The organism is Pseudactinotalea suaedae, from assembly GCF_009733815.1.
In the GTDB taxonomy this organism is placed as follows: Bacteria; Actinomycetota; Actinomycetes; order Actinomycetales; family Beutenbergiaceae; genus Pseudactinotalea; species Pseudactinotalea suaedae.
This window is the reverse complement of the sequence record NZ_WNXY01000015.1, coordinates 1-26,348: the sequence shown is the minus strand read 5'-3', so window position 1 is coordinate 26,348 and position 26,348 is coordinate 1. Positions and strand designations below refer to the sequence as shown.

26 protein-coding genes, 1 tRNA gene, 1 pseudogene and 1 riboswitch are annotated in these 26,348 nt (G+C 72.5%); of the genes and pseudogenes, 17 read left to right on the top strand and 11 right to left on the bottom strand.

Annotated elements, in window-relative coordinates; genetic code table 11:
• Window positions 1-38: 38 nt before the first annotated feature.
• Both GPA04_RS20585 and GPA04_RS20580 read right to left on the bottom strand, forming a co-directional pair.
• The gene (locus GPA04_RS20585) at window positions 39-974 is read right to left on the bottom strand and encodes an NAD(P)-dependent oxidoreductase (protein WP_156226128.1); all 936 of its coding nucleotides are present in this window, start codon (window positions 972-974) and stop codon (window positions 39-41) included.
• Window positions 975-979: 5 nt separating this feature from the next.
• Window positions 980-1,219 carry a DUF2530 domain-containing protein gene (locus GPA04_RS20580; RefSeq protein WP_162458685.1) on the bottom strand — a complete coding sequence of 80 codons (240 nt, stop codon included), beginning with the start codon at window positions 1,217-1,219 and terminating at the stop codon, window positions 980-982.
• A gap of 97 nt (window positions 1,220-1,316) precedes the next feature.
• Between GPA04_RS20580 and GPA04_RS20575 the strand changes: the two genes are divergently transcribed.
• Window positions 1,317-1,769: a MarR family winged helix-turn-helix transcriptional regulator gene (locus GPA04_RS20575; RefSeq protein WP_156226100.1), complete on the top strand. Its 453-nt coding sequence runs from the start codon at window positions 1,317-1,319 to the stop codon at window positions 1,767-1,769.
• Between the two features lie 49 nt (window positions 1,770-1,818).
• On the top strand, window positions 1,819-3,147 hold the full coding sequence (locus GPA04_RS20570; protein ID WP_156226099.1) for an MFS transporter: 1,329 nt from the start codon (window positions 1,819-1,821) through the stop codon (window positions 3,145-3,147).
• A 13-nt stretch (window positions 3,148-3,160) separates the two neighbouring features.
• Here the strand turns inward: GPA04_RS20570 and serC are convergent, their stop codons facing one another.
• Window positions 3,161-4,276, bottom strand: coding sequence for a phosphoserine transaminase (gene serC / locus GPA04_RS20565; protein ID WP_156226098.1), 1,116 nt, complete (start codon window positions 4,274-4,276; stop codon window positions 3,161-3,163).
• A gap of 135 nt (window positions 4,277-4,411) precedes the next feature.
• On the opposite strand from serC, the gene GPA04_RS20560 reads away from it, so the two are divergent.
• From GPA04_RS20560 to GPA04_RS20535, 6 genes are all read left to right on the top strand, one after another.
• Window positions 4,412-5,095, top strand: coding sequence for an iron-dependent transcriptional repressor DtxR (locus GPA04_RS20560; RefSeq protein WP_156226097.1), 684 nt, complete (start codon window positions 4,412-4,414; stop codon window positions 5,093-5,095).
• Between the two features lie 153 nt (window positions 5,096-5,248).
• A riboswitch (cyclic di-AMP (ydaO/yuaA leader) is annotated at window positions 5,249-5,417 on the top strand.
• A gap of 2 nt (window positions 5,418-5,419) precedes the next feature.
• Complete coding sequence (locus tag GPA04_RS20555) at window positions 5,420-6,196, top strand: C40 family peptidase (RefSeq protein ID WP_241680953.1); 777 nt, start codon at window positions 5,420-5,422, stop codon at window positions 6,194-6,196.
• 141 nt (window positions 6,197-6,337) lie between these two features.
• A complete protein-coding gene (locus tag GPA04_RS20550) occupies window positions 6,338-7,069 on the top strand; it encodes a ThuA domain-containing protein (RefSeq protein WP_241680952.1) in 732 nt (243 codons plus the stop codon).
• On the top strand, window positions 7,054-8,148 hold the full coding sequence (locus tag GPA04_RS20545) for a Gfo/Idh/MocA family protein (protein WP_156226095.1): 1,095 nt from the start codon (window positions 7,054-7,056) through the stop codon (window positions 8,146-8,148). Before GPA04_RS20550 ends, GPA04_RS20545 begins: the two co-directional genes overlap by 16 nt.
• Before the next feature lie 29 nt (window positions 8,149-8,177).
• Complete coding sequence (locus GPA04_RS20540; RefSeq protein ID WP_156226094.1) at window positions 8,178-9,356, top strand: Gfo/Idh/MocA family protein; 1,179 nt, start codon at window positions 8,178-8,180, stop codon at window positions 9,354-9,356.
• A gap of 132 nt (window positions 9,357-9,488) precedes the next feature.
• On the top strand, window positions 9,489-10,412 hold the full coding sequence (locus GPA04_RS20535) for a universal stress protein (protein ID WP_156226093.1): 924 nt from the start codon (window positions 9,489-9,491) through the stop codon (window positions 10,410-10,412).
• Between the two features lie 23 nt (window positions 10,413-10,435).
• On the opposite strand, the gene ddaH is transcribed toward GPA04_RS20535, so the two are convergent.
• The gene (ddaH, locus tag GPA04_RS20530) at window positions 10,436-11,266 is read right to left on the bottom strand and encodes a dimethylargininase (RefSeq protein WP_156226092.1); all 831 of its coding nucleotides are present in this window, start codon (window positions 11,264-11,266) and stop codon (window positions 10,436-10,438) included.
• 61 nt (window positions 11,267-11,327) lie between these two features.
• Complete coding sequence (locus tag GPA04_RS20525) at window positions 11,328-11,780, bottom strand: hypothetical protein (RefSeq protein ID WP_156226091.1); 453 nt, start codon at window positions 11,778-11,780, stop codon at window positions 11,328-11,330.
• 121 nt (window positions 11,781-11,901) lie between these two features.
• Here GPA04_RS20525 and GPA04_RS20520 point away from each other — a divergent pair.
• Window positions 11,902-11,974, top strand: a tRNA-Arg gene (locus tag GPA04_RS20520).
• A 386-nt stretch (window positions 11,975-12,360) separates the two neighbouring features.
• On the opposite strand, the gene GPA04_RS20515 is transcribed toward GPA04_RS20520, so the two are convergent.
• Window positions 12,361-12,906 carry a hypothetical protein gene (locus tag GPA04_RS20515; RefSeq protein WP_206674302.1) on the bottom strand — a complete coding sequence of 182 codons (546 nt, stop codon included), beginning with the start codon at window positions 12,904-12,906 and terminating at the stop codon, window positions 12,361-12,363.
• Window positions 12,903-13,094 (bottom strand): type II toxin-antitoxin system HicA family toxin, encoded by a 192-nt coding sequence (locus tag GPA04_RS20510; RefSeq protein ID WP_156226090.1) that lies wholly within the window; start codon window positions 13,092-13,094, stop codon window positions 12,903-12,905. The genes GPA04_RS20515 and GPA04_RS20510 overlap by 4 nt, the downstream gene beginning before the upstream one ends.
• Before the next feature lie 221 nt (window positions 13,095-13,315).
• On the opposite strand from GPA04_RS20510, the gene GPA04_RS20505 reads away from it, so the two are divergent.
• Window positions 13,316-13,594, top strand: a complete 279-nt coding sequence (locus GPA04_RS20505; RefSeq protein ID WP_156226089.1) for a hypothetical protein — start codon at window positions 13,316-13,318, stop codon at window positions 13,592-13,594.
• Window positions 13,595-13,629: 35 nt separating this feature from the next.
• Here GPA04_RS20505 and yczR read toward each other — a convergent pair whose 3' ends face one another.
• Window positions 13,630-15,060: a MocR-like transcription factor YczR gene (gene yczR, locus GPA04_RS20500; protein ID WP_156226088.1), complete on the bottom strand. Its 1,431-nt coding sequence runs from the start codon at window positions 15,058-15,060 to the stop codon at window positions 13,630-13,632.
• Window positions 15,061-15,177: 117 nt separating this feature from the next.
• On the opposite strand from yczR, the gene yczE reads away from it, so the two are divergent.
• The 4 genes from yczE to mscL all read left to right on the top strand — a co-directional run bounded on the left by yczE (window position 15,178) and on the right by mscL (window position 20,780).
• Window positions 15,178-15,771 carry a membrane protein YczE gene (yczE, locus tag GPA04_RS20495; RefSeq protein WP_241680957.1) on the top strand — a complete coding sequence of 198 codons (594 nt, stop codon included), beginning with the start codon at window positions 15,178-15,180 and terminating at the stop codon, window positions 15,769-15,771.
• A 171-nt stretch (window positions 15,772-15,942) separates the two neighbouring features.
• Window positions 15,943-20,064 carry a PDDEXK-like endonuclease domain-containing protein gene (locus GPA04_RS20490; RefSeq protein WP_156226086.1) on the top strand — a complete coding sequence of 1,374 codons (4,122 nt, stop codon included), beginning with the start codon at window positions 15,943-15,945 and terminating at the stop codon, window positions 20,062-20,064.
• Window positions 20,061-20,273: a hypothetical protein gene (locus tag GPA04_RS20485; protein WP_156226085.1), complete on the top strand. Its 213-nt coding sequence runs from the start codon at window positions 20,061-20,063 to the stop codon at window positions 20,271-20,273. Before GPA04_RS20490 ends, GPA04_RS20485 begins: the two co-directional genes overlap by 4 nt.
• An 84-nt stretch (window positions 20,274-20,357) precedes the next feature.
• A complete protein-coding gene (mscL, locus tag GPA04_RS20480; RefSeq protein ID WP_156226084.1) occupies window positions 20,358-20,780 on the top strand; it encodes a large conductance mechanosensitive channel protein MscL in 423 nt (140 codons plus the stop codon).
• 56 nt (window positions 20,781-20,836) lie between these two features.
• Here the strand turns inward: mscL and GPA04_RS20475 are convergent, their stop codons facing one another.
• Window positions 20,837-21,475: an RcpC/CpaB family pilus assembly protein gene (locus GPA04_RS20475; RefSeq protein ID WP_156226083.1), complete on the bottom strand. Its 639-nt coding sequence runs from the start codon at window positions 21,473-21,475 to the stop codon at window positions 20,837-20,839.
• A gap of 96 nt (window positions 21,476-21,571) precedes the next feature.
• Window positions 21,572-21,922: an FmdB family zinc ribbon protein gene (locus GPA04_RS20470; RefSeq protein ID WP_156226082.1), complete on the bottom strand. Its 351-nt coding sequence runs from the start codon at window positions 21,920-21,922 to the stop codon at window positions 21,572-21,574.
• A 75-nt stretch (window positions 21,923-21,997) separates the two neighbouring features.
• Here GPA04_RS20470 and GPA04_RS20465 point away from each other — a divergent pair, with 75 nt between their 5' ends.
• Window positions 21,998-24,682 (top strand): penicillin acylase family protein, encoded by a 2,685-nt coding sequence (locus tag GPA04_RS20465; RefSeq protein ID WP_156226126.1) that lies wholly within the window; start codon window positions 21,998-22,000, stop codon window positions 24,680-24,682.
• Between the two features lie 6 nt (window positions 24,683-24,688).
• Here GPA04_RS20465 and GPA04_RS20460 read toward each other — a convergent pair whose 3' ends face one another.
• The gene (locus tag GPA04_RS20460) at window positions 24,689-25,312 is read right to left on the bottom strand and encodes a 5-formyltetrahydrofolate cyclo-ligase (protein ID WP_156226081.1); all 624 of its coding nucleotides are present in this window, start codon (window positions 25,310-25,312) and stop codon (window positions 24,689-24,691) included.
• 78 nt (window positions 25,313-25,390) lie between these two features.
• On the opposite strand from GPA04_RS20460, the gene GPA04_RS20455 reads away from it, so the two are divergent.
• A complete protein-coding gene (locus tag GPA04_RS20455) occupies window positions 25,391-25,966 on the top strand; it encodes a GNAT family N-acetyltransferase (RefSeq protein WP_156226080.1) in 576 nt (191 codons plus the stop codon).
• Window positions 25,967-26,026: 60 nt separating this feature from the next.
• Window positions 26,027-26,348, top strand: a pseudogene (locus tag GPA04_RS20450) (hypothetical protein); the annotation flags it as partial.

The following is a 26,348-nucleotide window of genomic DNA, read 5'->3' as shown; positions in this document are numbered from 1 at the left end:
GTGGCGCCGATCGCCTCACGGCAGCTCGTGGGGGAGTGCTAGGTCGTGACCCCGAGCAGCTGCTCGCCCGCGCGGTAGCGGCGGAGGTTCTCGGCGATGAGCTTCCCTGGCTGCTGGGGGCGTCCGCCCGCGGCGTGCGGCGTGACCAGGAGGTTGGGCCCCTGCCACAGCGACGAGTCCTCAGGAAGCGGCTCGGTACGGAAGACGTCGAGCGCGGCGCCGGCGATCGAGCCGGAGCGCAGTGCGGCTTCCAGCGCCTCCTCGTCCACCGTCACGCCGCGGCCGACGTTGACGAACCATGCGTGGGCCGGCAGTGCCTCGAACACCTCGGCGCCGATCGCCGCGTCGGTCTCGGCGCTGCCGGGCAGGATGTCGACGAGGACATCGGTGGTCCCGAGCTCGGCGGCCAGATCGTCCGGCGTGATGACGCGGTAGCCGTGGCGCTCGCCCGCGCTGCGGGCGACGCCGGTGACCTCCGCTCCGAGCGCGGTCAGGTAGCCGGCCAGCGTGACGCCGATGCCGCCGAAGCCCCAGATCAGTACCCGGGCACCGGCAAGCGTGGTGAAACCTTGGCGGTTGCGGATCTGGTTGCCGCCGTGCTCCTCCAGCCAGCGCCGCTCGGACTGGGCAGCGAACGCCTCGTCGAGGCGGCGCGCGGCCGCCAGGATCAGGGCGAGGGTGTGCTCGGCGACGGGCTGGTCGTGAAGGCCGGTCCCGGCGGCGATCGTGACGTCGGTCCCCGCGAACGCGGCCTGCACGCTGTCGGTCCCCGCCATCAGACCCTGCACCCATCGCAGCTCCGGCAGCTCGGAGGGCATGGCCCTGAGCCGCTCACCCGGGTTCAGCCACACGACGACGGCCTCGGCGTCGCGGTGCTCCGGAGGGATGGGAGAGGTGACGTCGTAGTCCACCCGGGTGACGCCGTCGGGCGTCTCGAAGTCGATCGGGATGACGGTGGGGACGAGGATCTTCATGGCGCTCACAGGTCGGGTTGCTCCTTCTGGACGGCGTGCGCCCACACGTAGCCGAGGGTGCCGAGGCCGAGTCCCGCCACGCACATGAGCGCGAGGCGACCATCGAGAGGGCGGCCCGCGAGATGGAGCACGCCGACCGCGACCAGCGCCACCAGCCAGCACGCGGCGCCGGTGAAGAACAGCCTCTTGGTGTTGACGCGCGCAGGGCGAAGCTCCTGCGGGTGGTGAGGATCGAGGGCGCGCACCCGACCGATCGTAGAGGGGAGACGGCCGCTGTGGCACCGCCCACACCTGTGCCAGGAGTATTTCGTTAGCCTAACTAATGATCTAGACTGGACGGCGATGACCGAGCCAGCCCGACCCGCGACCATCTCCGCCGGACGTCCGGAGCCCCTCGCGTCCCGACTGCGAACGACGCTGCTGCGGACCTCCCGGCGGCTGCGCGACCAGCGGGTGGGGGACCTCTCCGACGCCCAGCTGGCGGTGCTCGGGCAGCTGGTCGGGCACGGGGCGCTCACGCCGAGCGAGCTCGCCGACCGCGAGCACGTGCGGCCGCCCTCGATGACCAAGACCATCCAGCACCTGCTGGAGGCCGGCCTGATCGAGCGGAGAGCACATCCCGACGACGGCCGGCAGGTCCTCATCGAGGCCTCGACCCAGGGCCGGGAGCACATCCTGGCCACGCGCCGCCGCCGCGACGAGTGGCTCAAGAAGCGGCTCGCAGCACTGACCCGCGAGGAGCGCGCGACGCTCTCCGCCGCGGAGGAGCTCCTCCGACGGATCTACTCGCAGTGACGTCCCGACCGCACCGTACCGAACCGCACAGATACGAAACAGAGCACACGTGAGCAAGACCTTCGCATCCCTGAGCATCCGCAACTACCGCATCTGGTTCCTCGGAGCGCTGGTGGCGAACGTCGGTACCTGGATGCAGCGCGTCGCCCAGGACTGGCTGGTGCTGACCGAGCTCACCGACCACGACGGCCTCGCCGTCGGCGTCGTCACAGCACTCCAGTTCGCACCGGCGGTCGTGCTGACCCCGGTCGCCGGCATCCTGGCCGACCGGTTCGACCCGCGGAAGATCCTCATCGTGACGCAGGGCCTGCTGGGCGTGCTGGCCGCGCTGCTGGGCTTCCTGGTGCTGAGCGGGCACGCGCAGCTGTGGCACGTGTACGTGCTGGCACTGGGCCTGGGCATCGTGTCGGCGCTGGACGCCCCGGCGCGGCAGGTGTTCGTCTCGGCGCTGGTCCCGGCGGAGCGACTGGGCAACGCGGTCAGCCTCAACAGCGCCTCCTTCAACGCTGCCCGGCTCGTCGGACCCGGCGTCGCCGGTCTGGCCATCGCGGCCGTGGGCACCGGGTGGGTGTTCCTGATCAACGCCGTCTCGTTCGCGTTCACGATCGCTGCGATGCTCGCCATGCGCACGTCCGAGCTCGAGCGGCTGCCGCGAGCCTCCCGCAGCCCCGGCGCGCTCCGTGCCGGGGTGCGGTACGTGCGGGGTCGCAGCGACATCGTCGTGATCCTCGTGGTGCTGTTCGTCGTCGCGGCGTTCGGCCTGAACTTCCAGCTGACGTCGGCCGTCATGGCCACCGAGGTGTTCGGGCGCGACGCCGACGGCTACGGGATCCTCGGCTCGGTGCTCGCCATCGGCTCGCTCGCCGGCGCTCTGCTGGCGGCCCGCAGGGTGCGTCCCCGTGTCCGCCTGGTGGTGGGAGCCGCGTTCGGGTTCGGGGTCGCCTCCACGCTGATGGCGCTGGCGCCGACCTACCTGCTGTTCGCGCTCGCCACCATCCCGGTCGGGTTCTTCTCGCTGACGATGATCACGTCGGCGAACACGGCGATCCAGCTGAGCACCGACCCCACGATGCGGGGCCGTGTCATGAGCCTGTACGTGCTCGTGCTGTTCGGTGCCACGCCGGTGGGCTCGCCGATCGTCGGATGGATCGCCGAGACCTGGGGCGGGCGGTGGTCGATCCTCGTCGGCTCGATCAGCGCGATGGTCGTGGCGCTGATCGCGGCCGCATGGAGCAGGCGCCGGTGGGGGATCGAGGTCACCTACGAGCGGCGGCCGCGTCCGCACCTGGTGCTCACCCACCCCGAGGAGCGAGCGGCGCGGGAGCAGGCGCAGATCGACGTCGCCACCGAGGAGTCGGGGACGCGCACCGCAGCCTGAGCAACCCGGTCGGTCAGCCCAGCGCCTCGACCACGAAGTCGACGCAGCGGGTGAGCGCCTCGACGTCCTCGGGAGGGGTCGAGGGGAACATGCCGACCCGGAGCTGGTTCCGACCGAGCTTGCGGTACGGGTCGACGTCGACGATCCCGTTCGCGCGCAGGGCCGCGAGCACGGCGGTGGCGTCGATGCGGTCGTCGAGGTCGACCGTGCCGACGACGGGCGACCGTGCTGCCCGCTCGGCCACGAACGGTGCGGCCCACTCGCGCTGCTCGGCCCAGTCGTAGAGCACCGACGCCGACTGCGCGGTGCGCCGGGCCGCCCATGCCAGTCCGCCGCGGTCGAGCAGCCACTCCACCTGGTCGACCATGAGCACCAGCGTCGCCAGCGCCGGGGTGTTGACGGTCTCGTTCTTGCGTGAGCTCGCGAGCGCAGCCGGCAGCGACAACGAGGCCGGCACCCAGCGCGAGGACAGCTCCTCGACCCTGGCCACGGCGGCGGGCGAGAGGACCGCGAACCACAACCCGCCGTCGGACCCCAACGCCTTCTGGGGTGCGAAGTAGTACACGTCCGCCTCCGCGAGGTCGACCTCCACGCCGCCCGCCGCTGAGGTGCCGTCCACCAGCACGAGCGCGTCCTCGTCGACGCCCTCGGGTCGCACGACCGGGGTCAGCACCCCGGTCGAGGTCTCGTTGTGGGCCCATCCGTAGGTGTCGACCCCGGGGGTGGCGACCGGTACCGCACGCGTGCCCGGCTCGGCGGTGACCACCTGGGGCTCGTCGAGGAACGGCGCCTGCGCCACCGCGGTCGCGAACTTCGCACCGAACTCCCCGCATGCCGCGAGCTGGGCGGTCCGCCGGATCAAGGAGAAGGTGGCCACGTCCCAGAACGCCGTCGAGCCGCCGTTGCCGAGCACCACCTCATAACCCTCGGGTGCTCCCAGGAGCGCGGCCAGACCCTCCCGGGCGCGACCGACCAGGTGGCGCACCGGCTGCTGCCGGTGGGAGGTGCCCAGCAGCGTGGTGCCGAGCGCCGCGAGCATGTCGACCTGCGCCGGTCGTATCCGGCTCGGGCCGCACCCGAATCGGCCGTCGGCGGGGAGCAGGTCACGGGGGATGGCGAGCGCGCTCATGGCGCCGATGATCCCAGGTGAGGCACCGTCGGCGCCGCCATCGGCCACACCGTGGGAGGGGAGACGCTCATCCGAGCGCCGATAGGGTGGAGCGGTGCGCGCGGACGAGGGTGAGAAGGCGGGGGTGGTCTCGGCGTGACCGATCTGATCGACACCACGGAGATGTACCTCAAGACGGTCTTCGAGCTGCAGGAGGAAGGCATCCTCCCGATGCGAGCCCGCATCGCCGAGCGGCTGGGCCACTCCGGTCCCACCGTGTCGCAGACGGTGGCACGGCTCGAGCGCGACGGGCTCATGGTCGTCAGCGACGACCGCCACCTCGAGCTCACCGAGCTCGGCCAGGTGCGCGCCATGCACGTGATGCGCAAGCACCGGCTGGCCGAGCGGCTGCTCGTCGACGTGATCGGCCTGGACTGGCCGCACGTCCACGAGGAGGCGTGCCGCTGGGAGCACGTGATGAGCGAGCAGGTCGAGCGCCGGCTCGTCGGGCTGCTGGGTCAGCCGCAGTACGACCCCTACGGGAACCCGATCCCCGGCCTCGCCGAGCTCGGGGTCGAGCCGGTCGCCGGCGTGTCGGTGACCAGCCTGGTCGCGGTCGCCGCCGCCGAGCGCTCGCAGGTGCGGCTCGTGCGGGTGGGCGAGCCGCTGCAGGTCGACGTAGAGCTGCTCGGGCAGATGGAGGCGCTCGGCATCCGCCCCGGCGCCGAGCTGCAGGTGCGCCGCGAAGAACCGGTGATCGTGGTGGGTGTCGTGGGCGGAGCGGCCGAGCTCGAGCTGCGCGACGACCTGGCCAAGCACCTGTTCGTCGACGCCTCCTGAGGGCACCTCACCCTCTCCGGTGACATATGTCACCCCAACTCATCCGGTGGACCGTGACCTGAACGTGACAATCCGTCGATCGGTCAGGTAGCGTGACCATCGCTCGCCGGATCCCTCCACCTGCGAGTCCTTGATCCGGCGCCTAACCCTGTCACCGGAACGAGGCCGTTCTACTCACACATGACAGGGGCGGAGGACCCACTTCCGGCGCTCAGGCGCCTTGGGGTGAAGTCCTCCCGGGCCGGTCTCGACCGGCCCGGTGGACCGGGTGTACTCCCACCCGAACCCGACAGCTCACTTCGCAGGCGCCAGGAGAGGTCACTCGTGTCCCGTTCCACCTCCGCGAGGCATCGCGCGGCCGCAAGGCCGACGACCCCGCTCACCACGGTCGGCTCGGCCATCACCGGCCCTGCAGCCCGCCGTGCGGTCGTTGTTGCTGCCTCCTCCGGCATCGTGCTGACGCTCACCGCGTCCGCCAGCGTTGCCGGCGGGATGAGCGCACCGACCGTGCGTACCCCCGTCCCCATGGCCAACCTGACCGCGATCACCGATGACGACGCGATCGCGACGTCGCCGACCATCACGGTCGCCGCCGACGCCACCTGGGCGTTCACGTCCACGGCTGCCGACGTCAGCTCCGAGCCGCCGCCGCCGCCCCCGCCGCCGCCGCCGGTCGTGCAGCGTCCGACCTACAACCAGACGACCTCGCGGACCACCGAGCGCACCGAGGTTCCCGAGGCCGCCACCGCGAGCGCCCCGGCCAACCCCAGCGGTTCGGCGATCGTCGACATCGCCCGCCGCTACGTCGGTACCCCCTACGTGCACGGTGGTGCGAGCCCCTCGGGCTTCGACTGCTCGGGCTTCACGATGTACGTGTTCGCCCAGCTCGGCATCAACCTGCCGCGCACCTCCTCGGCGCAGCGCTACGCGGGAACCGTCGTGTCCGCCTCGGAGGCCCGCCCCGGCGACCTCGTGTGGGCCCCCGGCCACGTCGGGATCTACACCGGCAACGGCAACCACATCGCCGCCCGCAGCCCGGGAACCCCGCTCTACGAGAGCGTGATCTACATGTCGAACCCGGTCTTCATCCGCGTCGGCTGACGTCTGTTCGGCTTCGAGCACGGCCCGCACCGCGATGGTGCGGGCCGTTCTCGTCTGGTGACCGCACGCTCGCCCGCGCGGCTCGCTCACGCTACGATCACTGTCGATTTGTTGTGACATCCGCGAAATAGAGGCTCTGCAGTGACGCTGACCGCCACGATCCCGGGGTTCGACCCCACCCGCCCCCGCCGCGCCGTCGTCGTCCGCGGTGGCTGGGACGGCCACCAGCCCGTCGAGGCGACCGACCGGTTCATCCCGCACCTGCGGGAGAACGGTTTCGAGGTCGAGGTCTTCGACACCCCGGCGCCGTACGCCGACGCCGAGCGGATGGCGGCGACCGACCTCATCGTGCAGTGCAACACGATGAGCACGATCGAGCGCGAGGAGCTGGCCGGTCTGATGGCCGCCGTCGAGGCCGGCACCGGCTTCGCGGGCTGGCACGGCGGGATCGCCGACTCCTACCGCAACAGCAGCGACTACCTGCACCTGGTGGGCGGACAGTTCGCGACCCACCCGGGCAAGGCGCCCGAGGAGCGCGTCGGCGGCATGGAGGACAACTACGTGCCGTACACGGTCGAGGTCAGCGATCTCGGGCGCGCGCACCCGATCATGGCGGGGATCGAGGACTTCTCGCTCACCACCGAGCAGTACTGGGTGCTCGCCGACTCCTACATCGACGTCCTCGCGACCACCACCCAGAAGGTCCGCCCGTGGGACCCGTGGCACCGTGAGGTGACCTCGCCCGCCGTCTGGACGCGGCTGTGGGGCAAGGGCAAGATCTTCGTGAGCACCCCCGGTCACCGGGTCGACGTGCTCGAGGACGCCAACGTCGAGACGATCATCAAGCGAGGGCTGCTGTGGGCGAGCCGCTGAGGGTCGGGCTGCTCGGCGCCGGCAACATCTCGCGGCAGTACCTGGCGGCGCTGCCGCGGCTGTCCAACCTGCGCCTGGCCGCGGTGGCGGACGCGGTCCCGGAGAACGCTGCCGCCGTCAGCGAGATGCACGACGTGCCGGTGCTCGGTGTCGACGAGCTGCTGGTCAGCGACGACGTCGACGTGGTTCTCAACCTCACGACGCCGCAGGCCCACGCCTCGCTGACGATCGCGGCGCTGGAGGCGGGCAAGCACGTCTACCTCGAGAAGCCGTTCGCCACCTCGCTCCTGGAGGCCGACGCGATGGTCGCGGCTGCGAAGGCTGCCGACCGGCGGCTCGGCTCGGCCCCGGACACCGTGCTCGGCACCGGCACCCAGACCGCGCGGGCACTGATCGACCGCGGCGACATCGGGCAGCCGGTCGCGGCGACCGCCTTCATGCTCAGCGCCGGGCACGAGTCCTGGCACCCGAACCCGGCGTTCTACTACGCCGTCGGGGGCGGCCCGCTGCTCGACATGGGTCCCTACTACGTGACCTCGCTGGTCACCATGCTCGGCCCGGTCGAGTCGGTGACCGCGATGGCGGTGCGCCCCCGGGACGTGCGGGTGGCACCCGAGGGTGCGCCGCGCGCCGGCGAGGGCTTCGACGTCGAGGTCGAGACGACCGTGTCGACCCTGCTGCGCCACGTGGGAGGCGCCGTCAGCACGCTGGTGGTGAGCTTCGACGTCGTCGCGAGCACGCTGCCCCGCATCGAGGTCTACGGGACCGAGGGCAGCATCGCCGTCCCGGACCCGAACACCTTCGGCGGCGAGGTCAGCCTCGGGCGCCAGCGCACCTTCGAGCCGGTCGAGACGCTCGCGGGCTACCGCGACGCCGGTCGCGGCTACGGGCTCTCCGACCTGGCGCGGGCGCTCGCGGCCGGTGAGCCGCACCGCCAGTCCCTCGAGCTGGGCTATCACACATACGAGGTGCTCGAACGAGTGCTGGAGTCGGCTGCGACGGGTGCCGTGGTGCCGGTACGCAGCCGCTGCGAGCGGCCGCAGCCGGTGCCGCTGGGAGACGACCCCGCGACTGCGTGAGCGCGGGACGGGACGAGGAGGTCACGACGATGGCAGAGGACAGCAGCACCGTGCGGGTCGCGATGATCGGCTACGCCTTCATGGGTGCGGCCCACTCGCAGGCCTGGCGCAACGTCCACAGGTTCTTCGACCTGGGCGTGACGCCGGAGATGGCTGTGGTGGTGGGCCGTGACGGCGTCAAGGCCGCCGCGGCTGCCGAGCGGCTGGGCTGGCAGTCCTCCGCCACCGACTGGCGCGAGGTGATCGCGCGCGAGGACATCGACGTCGTCGACATCTGCACCCCGGGGGACACCCACGCCGAGATCGCGATCGCGGCGCTCGAGGCGGGCAAGCACGTGCTCTGCGAGAAGCCGCTCGCGAACTCGGTCGAGGAGGCGGACGCGATGGTGGCCGCCGCCGTGAGCGCACGCGCGCAGGGCGCTCGGTCGATGGTCGGGTTCAGCTACCGCCGGGTCCCCGCCGTCGCCCTGATGCACCGCATGATCGCCGACGGCGCGGTCGGGGAGATCAGGCACGTGCGCGGCCAGTACCTGCAGGACTGGATCACCGACCCGGAGTTCCCGCTGGTGTGGCGGCTCCGTAAGGAGGTCGCGGGCTCGGGTGCGCTGGGTGACATCGGTGCCCACGTGCTCGACATGGCGCAGTTCGTCACCGGGCAGCAGATCACCGGCGTGGCGGCGCAGACCGAGACGTTCGTCGGTCGGCGCCCGTTGCCCGAGGGGGACGGCGCGCTCGGTGCGGCCACGGCGGGGAGCGGGGCGCAGACCGGAGAGGTCACGGTCGACGACGCCGCGGTGCTGATCGCCCGCACCGATGGCGGCGCGCTGGCGACGTTCGAGGCCACCCGGTTCGCCACCGGGCGCAAGAACCACATCGTGCTCGAGGTGAACGGGTCGACAGGCTCGCTGGTGTTCGAGTTCGAGGACATGAACGGGCTGCGCTACTACGACGGGTCGGCCGGGGACCGTGCCGGGTTCGCCCGCATCGACGTCACCGAGCCCACGCACCCCTACATCGACGGCTGGTGGCCGCCCGGGCACGGGCTCGGCTACGAGCACACGTTCGTCAACCAGGCGCGCGACTTCCTGGAGGCGATCGCGACCGGTGCGGACCCGACACCCTCCTTCGAGGACGGTGCGGCCATCCAGCGGCTCCTCGCGGGTGTGGAGCGCAGCGCCGCCGCCGACGCCGCGTGGACGGCGATCTGAGCCCCGCCTGACGAGGTTCTGCGCTGCTGCCCCTCGCCCGACCTGAACACGGTGGGTGATGTGGCGCCCGAGCGTGCCCAGACAGGGCACAATCAGGTCAAGAGTTGCCCACACGATGGCGGTGAAACGGTCATGACCCACGACCAGGTAGTGATGGCAGGTGTCGACGGCTCGGCGCCGAGCCTGCACGCTCTCGACTGGGCGGCGGCGCACGCCGCGAAGATCGGCTGGCGCCTGCACATCGTGTGCGCCTACGCGCTCCCCACGTTCGCCGCGGCCTCGCTCGACGGCGGCTACGCGACCCTCGACGACGCCGCGATCCGCGCCGGCGCCCAGGCGGCTCTCGACGAGGCCGCCGCGCGGGTCTCCGACGCCGGGGTCGAGGTGACCACCTCGCTCGAGACCGGCGACCCGGCCGGTGTGCTGGTCGAGGCCTCGAAGGACGTCTGCCTGGCCGTCGTCGGGACGCGCGGCAAGGGCGGTTTCGCCGAGCGGATCCTCGGCACGGTCTCCTCGGCGCTCCCGGCGCACGCGCACTGCCCGACCGTGGTGGTGCCGTACCGCGAGGGTGCCGCGCTGCCGATTCCGATCCAGCGGATCGTCGTCGGGGTGGACGGCTCGCCGTCGGCGAAGGGCGCGCTGACCCGCGCGATCGAGGAAGCGATCGTCTGGGACGCCGATCTCACCGCGGTCAGCGGGATCCCGATCGGGAGCGGCACCGGGCTGCTCGGGTGGCTCCCCACGAGCGTCGACAGCGAGACCCTGCTCGCGGACTGCAAGGCCGGCCTCGACGTCACGGTCGACCGCGCGCTCGCGGGCCGCGACGTGCCGATCCGCCGTCACGCCCTCGACGGCACCGGGGCGGCCCTGCTCGCCGAGTTCTCGACGGCGGTCGACCTCGTCGTGGTCGGCACCCGCGGCCGTGGTGGCTTTGCGGGGCTGCTGCTCGGCTCGACGTCGCAGGCGTTGCTGCACCACAGCGCGAGCCCGGTGATGGTCGTGCCGTCACGGATCGCGGAGGAGGGCCTGCCGCCGATCGCCCCGTGGGCGACGTAGGTCTTAGCCCCGCCGGGTGAGGCTCAGGGCCTCAGCTCGAGCGTGCAGCACTTGGCACCACCGCCGCCCTTGAGGAGCTCGCTGGTGTCGACCGGGATCGGCGTGTAGCCGCGGGTGCGCAGCGCGTCGGCAAGGTCGAGGGCGGCGGGCGTCACGATCACGTTCGTGCCGTCGGAGACGGCGTTGAGGCCGAGCACCTTGGCGTCGGCGTCGCTCGCGAGGATCGCGTCCGGGAACAGCCGCTCCAGCGCGGACCGGCTGCCGGGGGAGAACGCCGGCGGGTAGTAGGCGATCAGGTCGTCGTCGATCACGGCCAGCGCCGTGTCGAGGTGGTAGTAGCTCGGGTCGACCAGGGTGAGCGAGACGACCGCGCGGCCCACGGCCTCCTGCAGCTCCTGGTGGGCAGCGACGGTGCTGCGGAACCCGGTGCCCGCGAGGATGGCCTTCGACGTGACGAGCATGTCGCCCTCGCCCTCGTTGACCGCGCTCGCCTCGACCGGGGCGAAGCCGAGCTCGGCGAGCCGGGCGAGGTAGGCGGGGCCCTCGGCCTGGCGCTGCGGGTAGGTGAAGCTGGCGCTGTAGGCCACGCCGTCGACGACGGTCGCTCCGTTCGCCGCGTAGACCATGTCGGGGCAGTCGGGCAGCGGCTCGATGAGGTCGACGCGGTGACCGAGGTCGAGGTAGGTCGCGCGCAGGGTCTCCCACTGCGACATCGCGAGGTCGGTGTCGGTGGGCTCCTCGGGGTGCATCCAGGGGTTGATCTGGTAGCGGACCGTGTAGTGCGTGGGTGGGCACATCAGGTAGTGACGCACGGGCAGCGTTCTCTTCTCGTTCAGTGGCCGGAGCGCGGCCATTCTCACATCATGAGACGTGACGGCGAACCAGGACGGGGTGCGGCGCGCCGGAACCGCTGCGCTACGGACCGGTTCGTGCCGAGGCGCGGAGGAGCCGGTCGAAGCGTGCGAGCGCGAAGCGGGTCATCACCGCGATCAGCGCGGTCAGCGGACGGGTCGTGATCCCCAGGCCGCGGAGCCGGATGTCGCGTTCGACCCAGTCGACGCGGCAGGCGGTCTCGCTGAGCCGGCTGACGACGATCTCGGCCTCGCCGAGCAGCACCGGGCCGCGCTTGATCCACATCGCCCGCCCGACGGCGCCGCCCACCGGCGGCTCGTACCTCACCAGCTCCATGGTGTCCTGGAGCAGCCCGGCGCTGGTCGCGACGACGACGTCGCCGACCCGTGGCCGCCTGCTCGGCGCGTCCACGGTGGTCAGGGGGATCAGCCGCTCGTGGTTGCGCAGCGCGGTGAGCCGGTCGAAGCAGATCTCGACCGGGAGATCGATCGTGCGGCTCGCGACGGACTGGACCATGCCTCAGCGTCTCACCTCCGGCGCGGCGGCGTGGAAGCGATCCGCGAGCGACCTCCGCTCGGCGGCGAGCGGCGGTGCGCGCTCGTGTCTGAGACCTGAGAGGATAGGCAGCGCTGTGTCCGCCCCCGTAGCTCAGGGGATAGAGCAACCGCCTCCTAAGCGGTAGGTCGCGCGTTCGAATCGCGCCGGGGGCACCGAGGCGCTTGCGCCGTCGTGCCGCGGCACGATTCGGGAGGAGCGCAGCGACGGAGTGCGCCGGGGGCACCGAGGCGCTTGCGCCGTCGTGCCGCGGCGCGATTCGGGAGGAGCGCAGCGACGGAGTGCGCCGGGGGCACAGCTGATGAGGTGCTGCGTGCTGGTCGACACGTCGGCCCCGCCACCGGGATCACCGCGGTAGCGGGTCTCGTCGGCGCCGTTGCCGCATGGTTCGCCGCTGTAGAACGTCACCGAACTGCCCGTGACGCCTCGGAGGCGCTCGGACCGCTGGACCGCCGAGTGGTGGCGCGCATCTCCGACGGTACGCGTTCAGCACACAGGCTGTGGGAGAGCCGGAGCAGAACGGACCGGCTCCGCTGATTGCCTACTTCGCCGGCACCTCGGTGCTCGAGCTGCTCGCCCGAGTCGTTGCGCGAGGCGACTTCGCGGACCTTTCCACGACGGCGGTGCGGGGATGGCGAGCCGCGGCCACCTGGCTGACGATCCGTCCGGCCCTCGCCGTACGGGCGGCCTTGCCCCTTCCCGAGGGAGCGGCCGGAGCGCTCTCGAGCTGAGAGACCCGCTGGTGCGACAGACCGAGAATGAGGGCTACATCTCGGGTCGAGAGCGACTGATCGCGACGCAAGGTCGCGACGACGGACCGGAGCAACGATGAGGCGCGAGCCTGCGCTGTTGCTGCCTCTTCCGCGGCGGCCGTGGCTGCCGCGACCTCGCGCTGCACGTCGCCGAGCTGGGGCGCGACCTCAACCTCGATCGACCCGGGTGCGACCTCCAGCATGAGCGCAACAGCGTCAGCTGCCATGTCGGCGACCTGGTCGAGGCGCTTGACCTGCGTGAAGACCCCCTCGACCTCGGGGACCTCGACGGCCCACCAGTCGCCCGAGCGGGTGGCCTTGGCGGTGACCTTCACTTCTGCACTCCCATCTGCTTGAGGATCGCCGTCGCGGTGATCTCGTTGATCTCGCTGTGGCGCGGGACCACCGTCTGGGTGTCGCCGATGCGGACCTTGGTGTGGCTCCCGCCCTCGGTGACGATCATCTCCTGGCCGAGCGCCTTGGCCTGCTTGGTGAGCCGCTTCATCAGGTCCGTCCGCTTCAAGATTGTTAAGTCTATGGGCCTAGACAATGCAAGGCAAGGCGGCTAGACAGCCCGAGCGGGAGACCCGAGCGCAGCGTCGGAGCCACTGGTGAGCGGAGCGTGCAGCCAGTGATCGTGCGGAGATGCTCGACGACCCAGCGTGTGCGGCGCCGCCGGCGGTGGGATGCTGCTCGCGGCGCCCCTGCTCTCGCTCTCCATACCCGACCACGAGAGGACCCGGCATGAGCCAGGACTGGTTCGCGACGTTCACGGTGCGGCAGGCGGCAGCGGTCGCCGGGCTCGGTGTCGCCCTCTTGTCAGCCGCGGTGGTGCTCGGCGTGCTCGGCGGCCTCGTCGCGATGCAACCGGGGGCGATCGAGCGGGGCGACTGGTTCTGGCTCGCGCTGGGAGGGTCGGTGATGCTCGCCGCGAGCATGGCGAGCTTCGTCATCGCGTTCATCAAGCTGTGCCTCAACGTCGAGTACCTCGCGCGCGAGGCGGTCGACCGGCGCAGCGGCTAGCGGCACAGCAGCGGTTCCCGCCCCCGGCGGGAGACTCACGCGACCGTGACGCGGCGCTGCTCGTGGCCGAGCGGCTGGTCGCGCGTGGCCAGCCACGCGTCGGCGAGGCGCAGGACCGCCTCGCGCATCTCCGCAGGCGGGCGGATCCACGGGATCCGGACGAACGACTCGAGCCGGCCGTTCACGGCGAAGATCGACCCGGGCGCCACGACGACACCGCGCGCCTCGGCGCTGGCGCACAGCGCGCTCGCCACCGGTCGCGGCAGCTCGCACCAGGCCGACAGCCCGCCGGCTGCGCGCCGCACCCGCCAGTCGGGCAGGTGCTGGGCGAGGGCGGACAGCAGGGCGTCGCGCTGCTCGCGCAGCCGGGCGCGCTGAGCGGTCCGGACGTCGCCGCCGTCGGTCAGCAAGCGTGCCAGCGCCAGCTGGTCGAGGACCGGTGTGCCGAGATCGAGACCGATCCTGGCCCGGACGAGGTCGTCGATCAGCGAGCGCGGTGCACGGATCCAGCCCAGCCGCAGCCCGCCCCAGTAGATCTTGCTGGCGCTGCCGAGGGTGATCGTCTGCGGGTGGAAGGCGGCGAACGGCGGCGGCATCTCGCCGTCGTCCAGCAGCAGCTGCTGCGCTGCCTCGTCGACGACCGGGATGGTGCCGGCGTCCGCGAGGGCTGCGGCGTAGCGCTCGCGCTGCTCGCTGGTCATCAGGTGCCCGGTCGGGTTCTGGAAGTCCGGCACCAGGTAGGCGGCGCGTGCCCGCGCACGGCGGACGACGGCGGTGGTGGCCTCGAGGTCCCACCCGTCGCTGTCGAGGGGGTTGGGGACGAGGCGGGCGCCGCTGCCGCTGAGCGCCCGAGGGATGTTGGGGTAGGCGGGGTCCTCGACGAGCACGCGGTCCCCGGGCCCGGCGAGGGCGTGCATGACGACGGCCGCACCGGACAACGCGCCCGGGGTCACGAGGATCTGGTCCGGTCGCGTCGCCAGACCGCGGGACTCGAAGTGGGCCGCGATCGCCTGCTGCAGCTCGGGGACGCCACCGGGGAAGTAGCCGTGGCCGCCCAGATAGGGCACGGCGTCCTGCGCGGCGGCGGTCAGCGCGGCCGCGATGCCGGGGGGCGCCGATGTCGCCGCCGAGCCCAGATCGATGTGGCCGGCGTCGAGCCGTGGCATCAGGACCCGGTCGCGGACCCGGTTGCGGCCGTCGGCCAGGCGCGCGTAGGTGCCGGAGCCGTGGCGCGCCCGGGCGTAACCGCGCTCGCACAGCAGGGCGTAGGCCCGGGTGGCCGTGGTGCGCGAGACGTCGAGCGCGGTGGCCAGGACGCGCTCGCTCGGCAGCTTGGCGCCGTGGGGGAGTCTGCCGTCGATCACGAGCAGCCCGAGCGCGTTCGCGAGCCCGAGGTAGGCGGGCTCGCGATCGAAGTCGCCCAGCAGCGCGGCGAGCCGGTGCGGGCTGACGGCGGTGCTGGCCATGCGGCCACTTTCTCACAAGTGGCTATTGGTGGGAAGGCCACTTCCTGTCAGGGTCGTTCCGTGGCGACCGAGACCCTCGTGAACATCAGCCCGAGCCAGCAGCTCCGAGCGGGGCGGATGCCGCGGCGGCTGCTGCAGCTGGTCGTGGGCCTGTGGCTCTACGGCACCTCGATGGCGATGATGATCCGGTCGGGTCTCGGGCTGGATCCCTGGGACGTGTTCCACAGCGGCCTGACCGAGAGGACCGGGCTGAGCTTCGGGGCCGTGGTGACCATCGTCGGCGCCCTGGTGCTGCTGCTGTGGATCCCGCTGCGGCAGATGCCGGGACTGGGCACGGTGGCCAACGTGCTGGTCATCGGCATCGCGACCGACGTCGGGCTGTGGTTGATGCCGGTGCCCGACTCGCTGCTCGTGCGGGTGCCGCTGCTCGTGGGCGGGATCGTGCTGAACGGGCTCGCGGGGGCGCTGTACATCGGTGCCCAGCTGGGCAGCGGGCCGCGTGATGGCCTGATGACCGGGATCGCTCGCCGCACCCGGTTCTCGCTGCGGTTGGTTCGCACCGCGATCGAGGTGACGGTGCTCGTGGTCGGGCTCGCCCTCGGCGGTGTCGTCGGCATCGGAACGGTGCTGTACGCGCTGGCGATCGGTCCGTTGGTGCAGGCGATGCTGCCGCGGGTCACGGTGCGGCTGCGGCGCCCGGCCGTGACCTGAGAGCGTGTGTTGCGGGAAGCGGGCAACGAGCGCAGACTGAGCACGCCGGTGCGCGCCGCTCGCCCCCTGCGCGGCGCGCACCGTGCCTGTCTCCTCCGCGACGGCGGCGGGATCGGCCCGCCTCCGCGCGTCAGGGCACCCAACGACGTGCCGCCCGGTTAGCGTGGTCGGGTGAGCTCGCCCCGCAACTCGTCCCAGCACCCCGGTGCTGGCGCCGACCCCGAAGGTGCGGCCGTTGAGCACGACGCTGCGGCCGTCGTCGACCCGACGCCGCCGACCGCTCCGGTGGACGTCGTCGCCACCGCCACCGCGGCCTGGCGCAACCGGCTCGGCGACCTCGCCGGCGGCAGCGCGCTGTGGGACGTCGAGAGCCTCGGCGACGCCCTCGTGGACCTCACAGCCGCGCACCCGAACGGCATCGCGCAGCTCTTCGCCGGCCGCAGCACGCGGCTGAGCAACCTCGCACGGGAGGGCTCCGCGCTCACCCTGGCCCGCCGTCGGGCCCGGATCGTGGGCGCACGCACCGACGAGCTGGCGCAGCGCTACGGCTTCGCACCGACGTACGTGGCGATCGGCGTGGCGTCCTGGCCCCTTCCGACGGCCGACGACGGCGGGTCCGTACCCGAGGGCGACGCGCACGCGGGCGCCGTCAACATCCCGGTGCTGCTGCGCCCGGTGACGATCACCGTGCACCCCGCCGACGCCGAGGTCGACCTCGAGCTCGACCCGGCGGTCGAGATCAACCCCGTGCTCATCCGTGCTCTGCGCTCGCGCGGCGTCGACATCGATCCCGCGGACCTCGTCGCGGTGACCCAGGCCGCGCACGGTTTCACGCCGGCGCCCGCTCTCGAGGCGCTCGCCGAGGCCGCCAGGTCCGCGATCGACGGGTTCAAGCTCGAGCCCAGGATCGTGCTCGGCGCCTTCGTGCACCCCGGTCAGGCGCTCGCCGAGGACCTCGACGCCGACCGGCTCCGCCGCCACGAGGTGGTCGCGGCGCTCGCGGGCAGCGAGGCCGACGTGCGCAGCCTGCGCCGCCCGCTGCCGGCTCGGCGGCTCGCCGACCCCGACCCCGAGACCGAACGGGGCGTCGGGGACCTCGACGCCGGGCAGCACCGGGTGCTCGACGCCGTCGCCGGAGGCGGCCACCTCCTCGTCGATGCTCCTCCCGGGGTCGACGTCCCGGGCACCGTGGCCGCGCTGGCGGCCCAGGCGGCCGCCGAGGGCAAGCGGGTCCTGTACGTGCCGGGCACCAAGCGGGCGGCGGCGTCGTTGCACGCCAGCCTGCGTGCGCTCGGGCTCGGCGACCTGGTGCTCGATCTCGGCAACGACACGCGCTGGCGCGATGCCGCAGCCGAGCGGCTGGTCGACGGCCTCGGCATCGATCCGCCCGAGCTCGATCCCCACATCCCGGTCATGCGACGCGAGCTCGGGGAGGCGCGTGCCGCCCTGTCCGACTACATCCACGCGCTGCACACCGCCCGCGCGCCCTGGGACGCCTCGGCCTATCTCGCGATGCAGGAGCTGGCAGAGCTGACCTCGCAGCGTCCCGGACCGCGCACCCAGGTACGGCTGGACCCGCAGGCCGTGCAGATGACGCTCGCCGAGCGGCAGCACGCCCGTGAGGAGCTCGCCAGGGCCGCCGCGCTCGGAGCCTTCCGGCTGCGCGCCTCCGACACCCCCTGGTACGGCGCCGTGCTGACGAGCGCCGAGCACGCGACCGAGACCCTCGCGCGGGTGCGCGAGCTCGGGCGGGTGCTGCCCACGGTGCTCGCCCAGGTCGAGGCCACCGCCGCCCAGACCGGTCTGGACGAGGCGACCACGCTGCGGCAGTGGTCGGAGCAGCTCGAGCTCCTCGAGGGGATCCGGTCCTCGCTCGATGTGTTCGTGCCGCAGGTGTTCGAGCGCAGCGCCACCGACATGGCCGCCGCCGCCGCGAGCCACGGCTGGCGCGAACGGCACGGCATCACCCTCGGCAGGAGCGACCGCCGCCGGCTGCGCAAGCAGGCCAAGGACCTGCTGCGACCAGGCGTCGCGGTCGCGGACCTGCACGCCGAGCTGCTGTCGGTCCAGGCACGCCGCGAGCTCTGGCGCCGGCACTGCGCGGGCGGCGGCTGGCCCCGGCTGCCCGAGGGCATGACCGACATCCTCAGCACCGAGCACGACGTGGCGGCACTGGTCGATCCCCTGCAGAGCGTGCTCTCGCCCGCGCTCGGCGACGTCGACCTGCGCGACGTCCCGCTCACCGACCTGCAGTCGCGGCTGGATCGCCTCGTCGACGACGACGCGACGCTGCGGCAGATGCCCGAACGCGCCGGCGTGCTGGGGGTCCTCAAGCGCCTGGGCCTGGGTCCGCTGGTCGAGGACCTCACCGCACGCCGGGTCCCCACCGACCTGGTCGGGCCGGAGTTCGACCTCGCCTGGTGGTCCAGCCTGCTGGAGCAGCTGTTGCGCGGGGACCCGGCGCTCGCCGACCTCGACGCGTCGTCGCTGGACGTCGCCTCGATGCGGCTCCGGGAGCTCGACGCCGCGCAGACCTCCTCGCTGAGCGCGCCGGTGCTGGTCAGCGTCGCCGAGCACGTGCGGGCGAGCATCGCGGCGGACAAGCCCGCGGCTCAGGACTTCTACCGTGCCGTGCGCGGCCACGGCTCGACCGACCTCAAGGAGCTGCAGCGCCGCTTCGGCCCCGTGGTGTGGGCCCCGCGCCCGATCTGGATCGTGCCGCCGATGCTCGTGCCGCAGGTCCTGGGTCCCGAGCGCACGGTCGACCTGGTGGTCCTCGACGCCGTGCAGCACCTGCCCACCGAGCAGGCGATCGCCGCGATCTCCCGCGGCCGCCAGGTCGTGATCGTCGGCGACACCCGGCGCGGCGGTGCCGGCTTGGTGGCGGCGGCCCACGTGCTCCCGAGCGTCGAGCTGCCCGGCGACCGGCTGGACCTCGACGCCGAGATCGCCGGCTTCCTCGCCGAGCACGGCTACGGCGACGTCATCCGCCCGGTTCCGGCACCACCGCGGCCGCCGGGCATCGGGCTGGAGCTCGTCGACGGCACGGGGATGCCGGGCCCCGGGGCCGAGTCCGTGGAGAGCGTGCAGAGCGAGGTGGACCGCGTGGTCGACCTCGTGATCGAGCACGCGCTGACCCGGCCGGAGTCCTCCCTCGCGGTGATCGCCCTCAACGCCAGGCACGCCGACCGTGTGCGCGAGGCGGTGCTGTCGACCGCGGCCGGCGCCAGCATGGCGCGGTTCTTCGACCCGTCCGGGCCCGAGCCCTTCACCGTGGTGGACATCGAGTCGGTCGCCGGTCTCCGCCGCGACGCCGTGATCCTCACGGTCGGCTACGGCAAGACGCCCCACGGGCGCGTGCTGTACCGGTTCGGCTCGATCAGCGGGCAGCACGGCGCCGAGCTCCTCGTCGACGCGCTCGACGCCTGCCGTCACCGCCTCACCGTGGTCTCGTGCCTGGCACCCGAGGACCTCGACCCGGAACGGCTGCGCGCCGCCGGCGCGGTCGCGCTCCGCGACCTGCTCGCGTTCGCGCGCGCCGGCGTAGCCGCGAGAACGGCGACGGACGACGACGACGTCCCCCCGGACCGGCTGCTGCGCGACCTGTCCGAGCGGGTCGAGCGGTTCGGCCTGACGGTCGTGCCCCGGTACGGGCCGGTCGGCGGCGTGCGCATCCCGCTGGCGATCGGTCACCCGGCGCTGCCGGGCGAGTTGCTGCTCGCCGTCCTCACCGACGACCCCGACTACGTCAACGAGAGCAGTCTGCGCCGGCGGGACCGGCACTGGGTGCAGCGGCTCGAGAACCGCGGCTGGCGCGTCCGGATGGTGTTCTCCACCGCGGTCTTCATGGACCCCCAGGGCGAGGCCGCGGCGATCCGCGACCTCGTGGAGCAGATCGTGGCCGAGCGCACCGGCGCCGCGGTGCCGGTCCGGACCGCTCCCGCTCCGCCCGCCGTCCTGGACGAGGAGGAGGACGTGGAGGCCGAGCGCGGCCCCGCCGACGACGACGACCTCGACGGTGCGCAGCCGACCGCGGTGCCGCCCACGTCCGAGCAGCCGGTGGTCACCGACCCCCCGAGCGGCGAGGGCAGCACCGAGGCCGAGGCCAGCACCCAGGGCGGTGCCGAGACCCCGGACGAGGCCGGCACCGAGGGCGAGACCAACCGCTCCGAGATGTCGGCTGCGAGCACGCGTCGGGTGCAGGCCGACGAACGCCGGGCCGAGCGCCGCCGCGGCCGCCACCGCTTGATCGAGCCCGGTCTCTTCGATCGCGGCGAGGTCCTGCCCGGGTGAGCACCCGCGAGCCCGGGGAGGGCGGGCGAGGCGAGACCTCGCCCGCTGCCCCCGGCCGACCTCGCCGCCACCGCCGCGCCGTCAGGGCCGGCACCGAGCAGCCCGCGAGCGACGAGAAGGCGTGGGACGAGGACGACCGCGCCTGGGGCGATGCGCCCGAGGACCGCGAGGAGCGGCTGCGCCGCGACGTGCCACCGCACTGGGGCTGACCCCGGGTGGATGCCGGTACCGCTAGCCTCGGGCACGCATCGGACGCCGACAACGGTGTCCATCCATTCAGGAGGAGGCGCCCCGTGATCCAGGGGTTCAAGGACTTCATCATGCGCGGCAACGTCGTCGAGCTCGCGATCGCGGTGGTCATCGGTTCCGCGTTCGCCGCAGTCGTCGATGCGTTCGTGTCCGCGATCATCACTCCGATCCTCAACGTCATCGGCTCCCCGGACGCGGGCGCACTCGGGTTCGACCTGCGCCCCGGTGACAGCCTCGTCGACGGCGTCGACCCGACCTTCGTCAACATCGGTGCGATCGTCAACGCGCTCGTGGTCTTCCTCATCACCGCGCTCGTCGTGTACTTCGTGTTCGTGGTGCCGATGAACAAGTTCAACGAGCTGCAGCAGCGGCGCAAGGGCATCAAGGAGGACGGCCCGGCGGCCCCGACCGACGTCGAGCTGCTCGCCGAGATCCGCGACCTGCTCAAGGCGCAGAAGCAGGCCTGAGCGAGCGCACCGGCACGCTGCCCGGGGGCCCGCACGGTCCCCGGGCCTCGCGCTGGCTACGACAGCACCGCGCGGAACGGACCGAAGCCGCTGGCGCCCGCCAGCGCGGCCGCATCCTCGGGCCTGATCGCGGCCACGACCACGCTCGCCGAGCTCGCCGCCGACGTGCCCAGCCACCCCGCTTCCTGATCGGCGGGACCGGCTCTCGCCAGCACCAGCGCGCCCGTGGTGACCAGCTGCGCCTCGGTCAGACGGCCACCGGTGTCAGCGGCGGCCAGGTACAGGTCGATGCGGTCGCCGACCCGCACGAGCTCGGCCAGCATCGGATCGGCCAGCGGCACCGGCACCACGACCCATCCCGCCGGTGCGGCATCGGGCAGCCCCGGACCCAGCAGCATGGTGTCGACCACCGGGACGCCAGCCGGCAGCCCCACCGTCAGGGTGGCGCCGACCGCGGTGTCGAGATCCATCGTGCCCGCGGGTGCTCGTTCCGCAGCGTCGAGCTGCACGTCCGCCGCGGTGAGCACGGTCCCGGCGGGCATGTCCCGCGCGGTCACCAGAACCGGCACCGTGGGCGGCGGCAGTGGTCGTAACGCGCCGATGCTCACCCAGGCCGCGGCCGCCACGCAGCACGCGACGACCAGCCAGCGGTAGCGCCACAGCAAGGGTCGTAGCGAGCGCGATCGGTGAGACATGACGACGACGGTAGGGACGCCGTCGAGAACCCGCCGGGCAGCGCCTGGGGTGCTGTGGACACGTGCGCATCGGCGCGCACCTGTGGACAGGTCGGGTCAGGAGGCCTTGCTGCTGGACGTGCTCGCGGTCGAGGCCGCCTTGGTCGTGCTGCTGGAGTCCTTGCTGCCGGACTCCTTCGGCGCGCTCGAGGTGCTCGACTCGCTCGACCCGCTCGACGACGACGACGACGACGAATCAGAGGAGCCCGAGGACTCGCTGGTGGCACTGGTGCCGCGTGCGTCGTTGCGGTAGAACCCCGCACCCTTGAACACGACGCCGACGTTCCCGAACTGCTTGCGCAGCGTGCCGCCGCACTCGGGGCACTCGGTCAGGGCGGCGTCGGAGAAGGCCTGATAGATGTCGAAGCGGTGGTGGCACGACGTGCAGGCATAGGCATAGGTGGGCACGAAGCGGGATTCTACGTCCGGTGCGGGAGCACTCGCGGCCACCGAGGGTCAGTTAGCCTCGCTGTCGTGTCGAAGATGTCGGTGTGGCGGCGGGTCGCCATCGGTGTGGCCGCAGTTCTCGCGGTCGTGATCGTGGTCGGTTCCGTCACCCTGTTCACGGTGAGCAGGCGCGCGCTGCCGGACCACGCGGGCGAGTTCCGCATCGACGGGCTCACCGCCGAGGTCCAGGTCAAGCGTGACGACCTGGGCGTCCCGCAGATCTACGCCGCCACCACGCACGACCTGTTCCTGACCCAGGGTTACGTGCACGCGCAGGACCGGTTCTTCGAGATGGACTTCCGGCGTCATCTGACCGCCGGGCGGCTCTCGGAGCTGGTGGGCGAGGCCGGCCTCGAGGCCGACCGCATGATCCGCACGCTCGGGTGGCGTCACGTGGCCGAGCAGGAGTGGCCGCTGCTGTCGCAGGAGACCCGCACCTACCTGCAGGCCTACGCGGACGGCGTGAACGCCTACATCGCCTCGCGCGAGCCGGGCCAGCTCGCGCTGGAGTACACGGTGCTCGGCATGCAGGTGGAGGTCACCGACGTCGAGCCGTGGACCCCGGTCGACTCGCTCGCGTGGCTCAAGGCGATGGCCTGGGACCTGCTCGGCAACTACAGCGACGAGCTGGGTCGCGCCGCGCTGTACGGGCAGGCCATCGGCTACGGCGCCGACGTCGCCCTCGAGATGGTCGAGGCGGCCTACCCGGCCTATCCGACCGACCGGAACCTGCCGATCGTCACCACCCCGGAGCTCCTCGAGGCCAACGCCGCGGCCGAGGAGGCCGAGGCCGCGGCCCTGAGCACCACCTCGACCAGCGACGAGACCTCCGGCGGGCCACAGCCGGACGCGGCCGTGCTCAGCGGTCTCGCCGACGTCCAGGCAGCGCTCGACGCCGTCCCGAACCTTCTCGGGGACGGTGAGGGCATCGGGTCCAACAGCTGGGTGGTCTCGGGCGAGCACACCGAGTCCGGGCTGCCGCTGCTGGCCAACGACCCGCACCTGGGCATCTCGGCGCCCGGCATCTGGTACCAGAACGGCCTGCACTGCACCACGGTCGGGTCGGAGTGCCCGTTCGAGGTGGCGGGGTTCAGCTTCGCGGGCCTGCCCGGTGTCGTCATCGGTCACAACGCCGAGCTCGGCTGGGGCTTCACCAACATGGGGAGCGACGCCGTCGACCTGTTCCTGGAACGGGTGTACCCGGACGGCACCTACCTCTACGACGGCGAGCGCCAGCCGCTGACGGAACGACGCGAGGTGATCTCGGTCAACGGCGGTGAGTCGGAGACGATCGTGGTCCGCACCACCGGCCACGGGCCGATCATCTCCGACGTGCTGGCCTCCTCCCGCGTGGCGGCGGACCGACCCTCGACCGAGGACCAGCCGCCCGCCGGCGTCAGTGGTTTCTCGGTGGCGATGCAGTGGACCGCGCTCACGCCGGGCCGGACCGCCGACGCGATCTTCCTGCTGGGCACCGCCTCGGACGCCGCCGACGTCGCCACGGCGGCGGCCGCCTTCGAGGTGCCGACGCAGAACATCGTGTTCGCCACGACCGACGGCACCATCGGCTACCAGGCCCCGGGCAAGATCCCGATCCGCGAGGCCGTTCCCGACGGCGTCGTGCCCAGCGACGGCTCGTGGCCGCGCCCCGGCTGGGACTCGCGCTACGACTGGCAGGGCTTCGTCGACCCGACCGAGATGCCGCAGGTCCTGAACCCGGACGAGGGCTTCATCGTCGCCGCGAACCAGGCCGTGCAGGCGCCGGGAACCGACCCGTTCCTCACCACCGACTACGACTTCGGCTACCGGTCGCAGGCGATCCGGGACGTGCTCGAGGCACGGATCGCCGACGGCGGCGGGCTCACGGTCGCGGACATGAACGAGATCCAGCTGATCGACACCAACCCGTACGCCGAGCTGCTGGTGCCGGTGCTGCTGGAGGTCGACATCCAGGAGGAGGCGCAGACGCCGGAGGTCGTCGCCTTCACCGAGCAGGCGGTCGACCTGCTCGAGGACTGGGACCACGCCAACGACACCGACTCGGCCGCGGCCGCCTACTTCTCAGCGGTGTGGGCGAACGTGATGCGGCTGACCTTCTGGGACCAGGTGCCCACGTCGCAGCGACCCGACGGCGGCTCGCAGTGGCTCGAGGCGGTGCGCGGGCTGCTCGAGGACGTCGAGAGCCCCTGGTGGGACGACCGCGCGACCCTGACCGTCGTCGAGCAGCGCGACCAGATCCTCGCCCAGGCCTTGATCGCCGCCCGCTCCCAGCTGACGGTGCTGCTCGGCAAGGCCCCGCAGGACTGGCGCTGGGGTCAGCTGCACCAGGCGGCCCCGCAGCACCAGGCCCTCGGGAGCGAGGGTGTGCCGACCATCATCCGCAACCTCGTCAACCCCGACCCGATCGGTGTGGCCGGCGGCAGCTCGATCGTCAACGCGAACGGGTGGAACGCGGCCAGCTGGGAGGAGGTCGACGGCGAGCTCACCTACCCGGTCTTCGACGTGACGGCGGTGCCGGCGATGCGGATGGTGCTCGACGTCGCGGACTGGGACGCCTCCACCTGGGTGCAGCTGACGGGCAACTCCGGGCACCCGTTGTCGCAGAACTACGCCGACCAGTTCGGCCCGTGGGCCGAGGGCGAGACCTTCCCGTGGGCGTTCACCCCCGACGCGGTCGAGGACGCCGAGGAGCAGACGCTCGTCCTGCTGCCACCGGGTTGACCGGACTCACTCCTCGCCGACGAACCACCAGCCGGCAGGGGTGAGGATGCCGTCGACCGCGCGATCGTGCGCGGCGCGGGGGAGCGGGTGATCGCTCACCTCGTCGTGGAACACGACCGCCACCACCGGGGCGTCGGGACGGCGGTGCTCGAGCACGCGGTCGTACCAGCCGCCGCCCTGGCCGAGCCGGACACCGGTGCGGTCCACGGCGAGCGCCGGCGCGAACACGACGTCGGCGCGGTGCAGCGCCGTGATGCCCAGGCCAGGACCGTCCGGCTCCGGAGGGCGACCCGGCGCGCGGACCTCGAGGGTGCCGCCGGGTCGGTGCAGCGCCCAGTCCCGGCTCAGCCCGACGCCGAGGATCGGGAGCAGCACGTCGATGCCCTGGGCGTGCAGGTGGTCGATCAGCGGCTGCGTGGCGGGCTCGTTCGGTCGGGCGGCGTAGACCGCGACACACCCGGCGTCGGCGACGATCTCGCTGGCGTGCTCGGCGATCGCGTGGCCGGCCTCGGTGCGCTCGCGGGTGCCGCGGTTGTTGCGGTGGGCGCGGATGGCCTCACGGAGCAGGTGTTTGGCGTCCTCGGTCTCCAGAGTCGGGTCCGCTGAGACGAGGGACGACACCGACCACATGAGGTCCACCTTCCCCTACCGAGGGGATCGAACGCCACTCGGCACCCCGGTGATCTCACGAACCCCTAGAGTTTTCCGGTGGACCTGACCGACGGCGTGGTGCGGCTGCGGCCGTTGCGCCGCCGCGACGCCGCGGCCTGGGACCGGCTGCGGCGGGAGAACGAGCGGTGGCTGTCGCGCTGGGAGGCGACCTCTCCCGACCCCGCGTCGCGGCGACCCACCTTCGGTCAGTACGTGCGTGACCAGGCGCGGGCGGCGCGCCAGGGCACCGGGTACAGCTTCGGTGTCGAGGTCGAGGGCGAGCTGGTCGGTCACCTGACGATCTCCGGCATCGCGTGGGGCTCGCTGCGGGGCGCCGCGATCGGGTACTGGATCGGGGAGCGCTGGGCGGGTCGGGGACTCATCCCGCGCTCGGTCGCGCTCGCCAGCGACTTCTGCTTCTTCTCGCTCAGGCTGCACCGGATCGAGATCAACATCCGACCGGAGAACACGCCGAGCCTGCGCGTGGTCTCCAAGCTCGGTTTCCGTGACGAAGGCCTGCGGGAGCGGTACCTGCACATCGACGGCGTGTGGGCCGACCACCGCACGTTCGCGCTGACCAGCGAGGAGGTCGGACGCGGTCTGACCGCGCGCCTGGCCGAGAATCGCCGCTAGCGGCCCGACACGCCGAGGCGCTACCGGCGCGGCGGCCCGCGCCGGACCTACCGTCAGGTCGTGGGCGATATCGCAGGCTGGGTGCTGATCGGCATCGGCGTTCTCGTCTTCGCATACATCCTTCCTGCCGTGATCCGATCACGGCAGGTGGTGGTCGACTCCCGTGCGGACGACCGCTACTCGGACGATCTCAGGATCGTCGCGACGGCGGGACTTCGCCAGGTGGCGCCACCGAGCAACGGCAGAGTGTTCGTCCACCCCTCGCGGGCGAACGAGGAGGCCCTCATGAGGTCCCCCGCTGATCGCCAGCTCGCGGCCGCGGACGCGCGCCGCCTCGCTGCCGCGCGCGCTGCGCGAGCCGCGGCGTCGAGCCGCCGGGCCG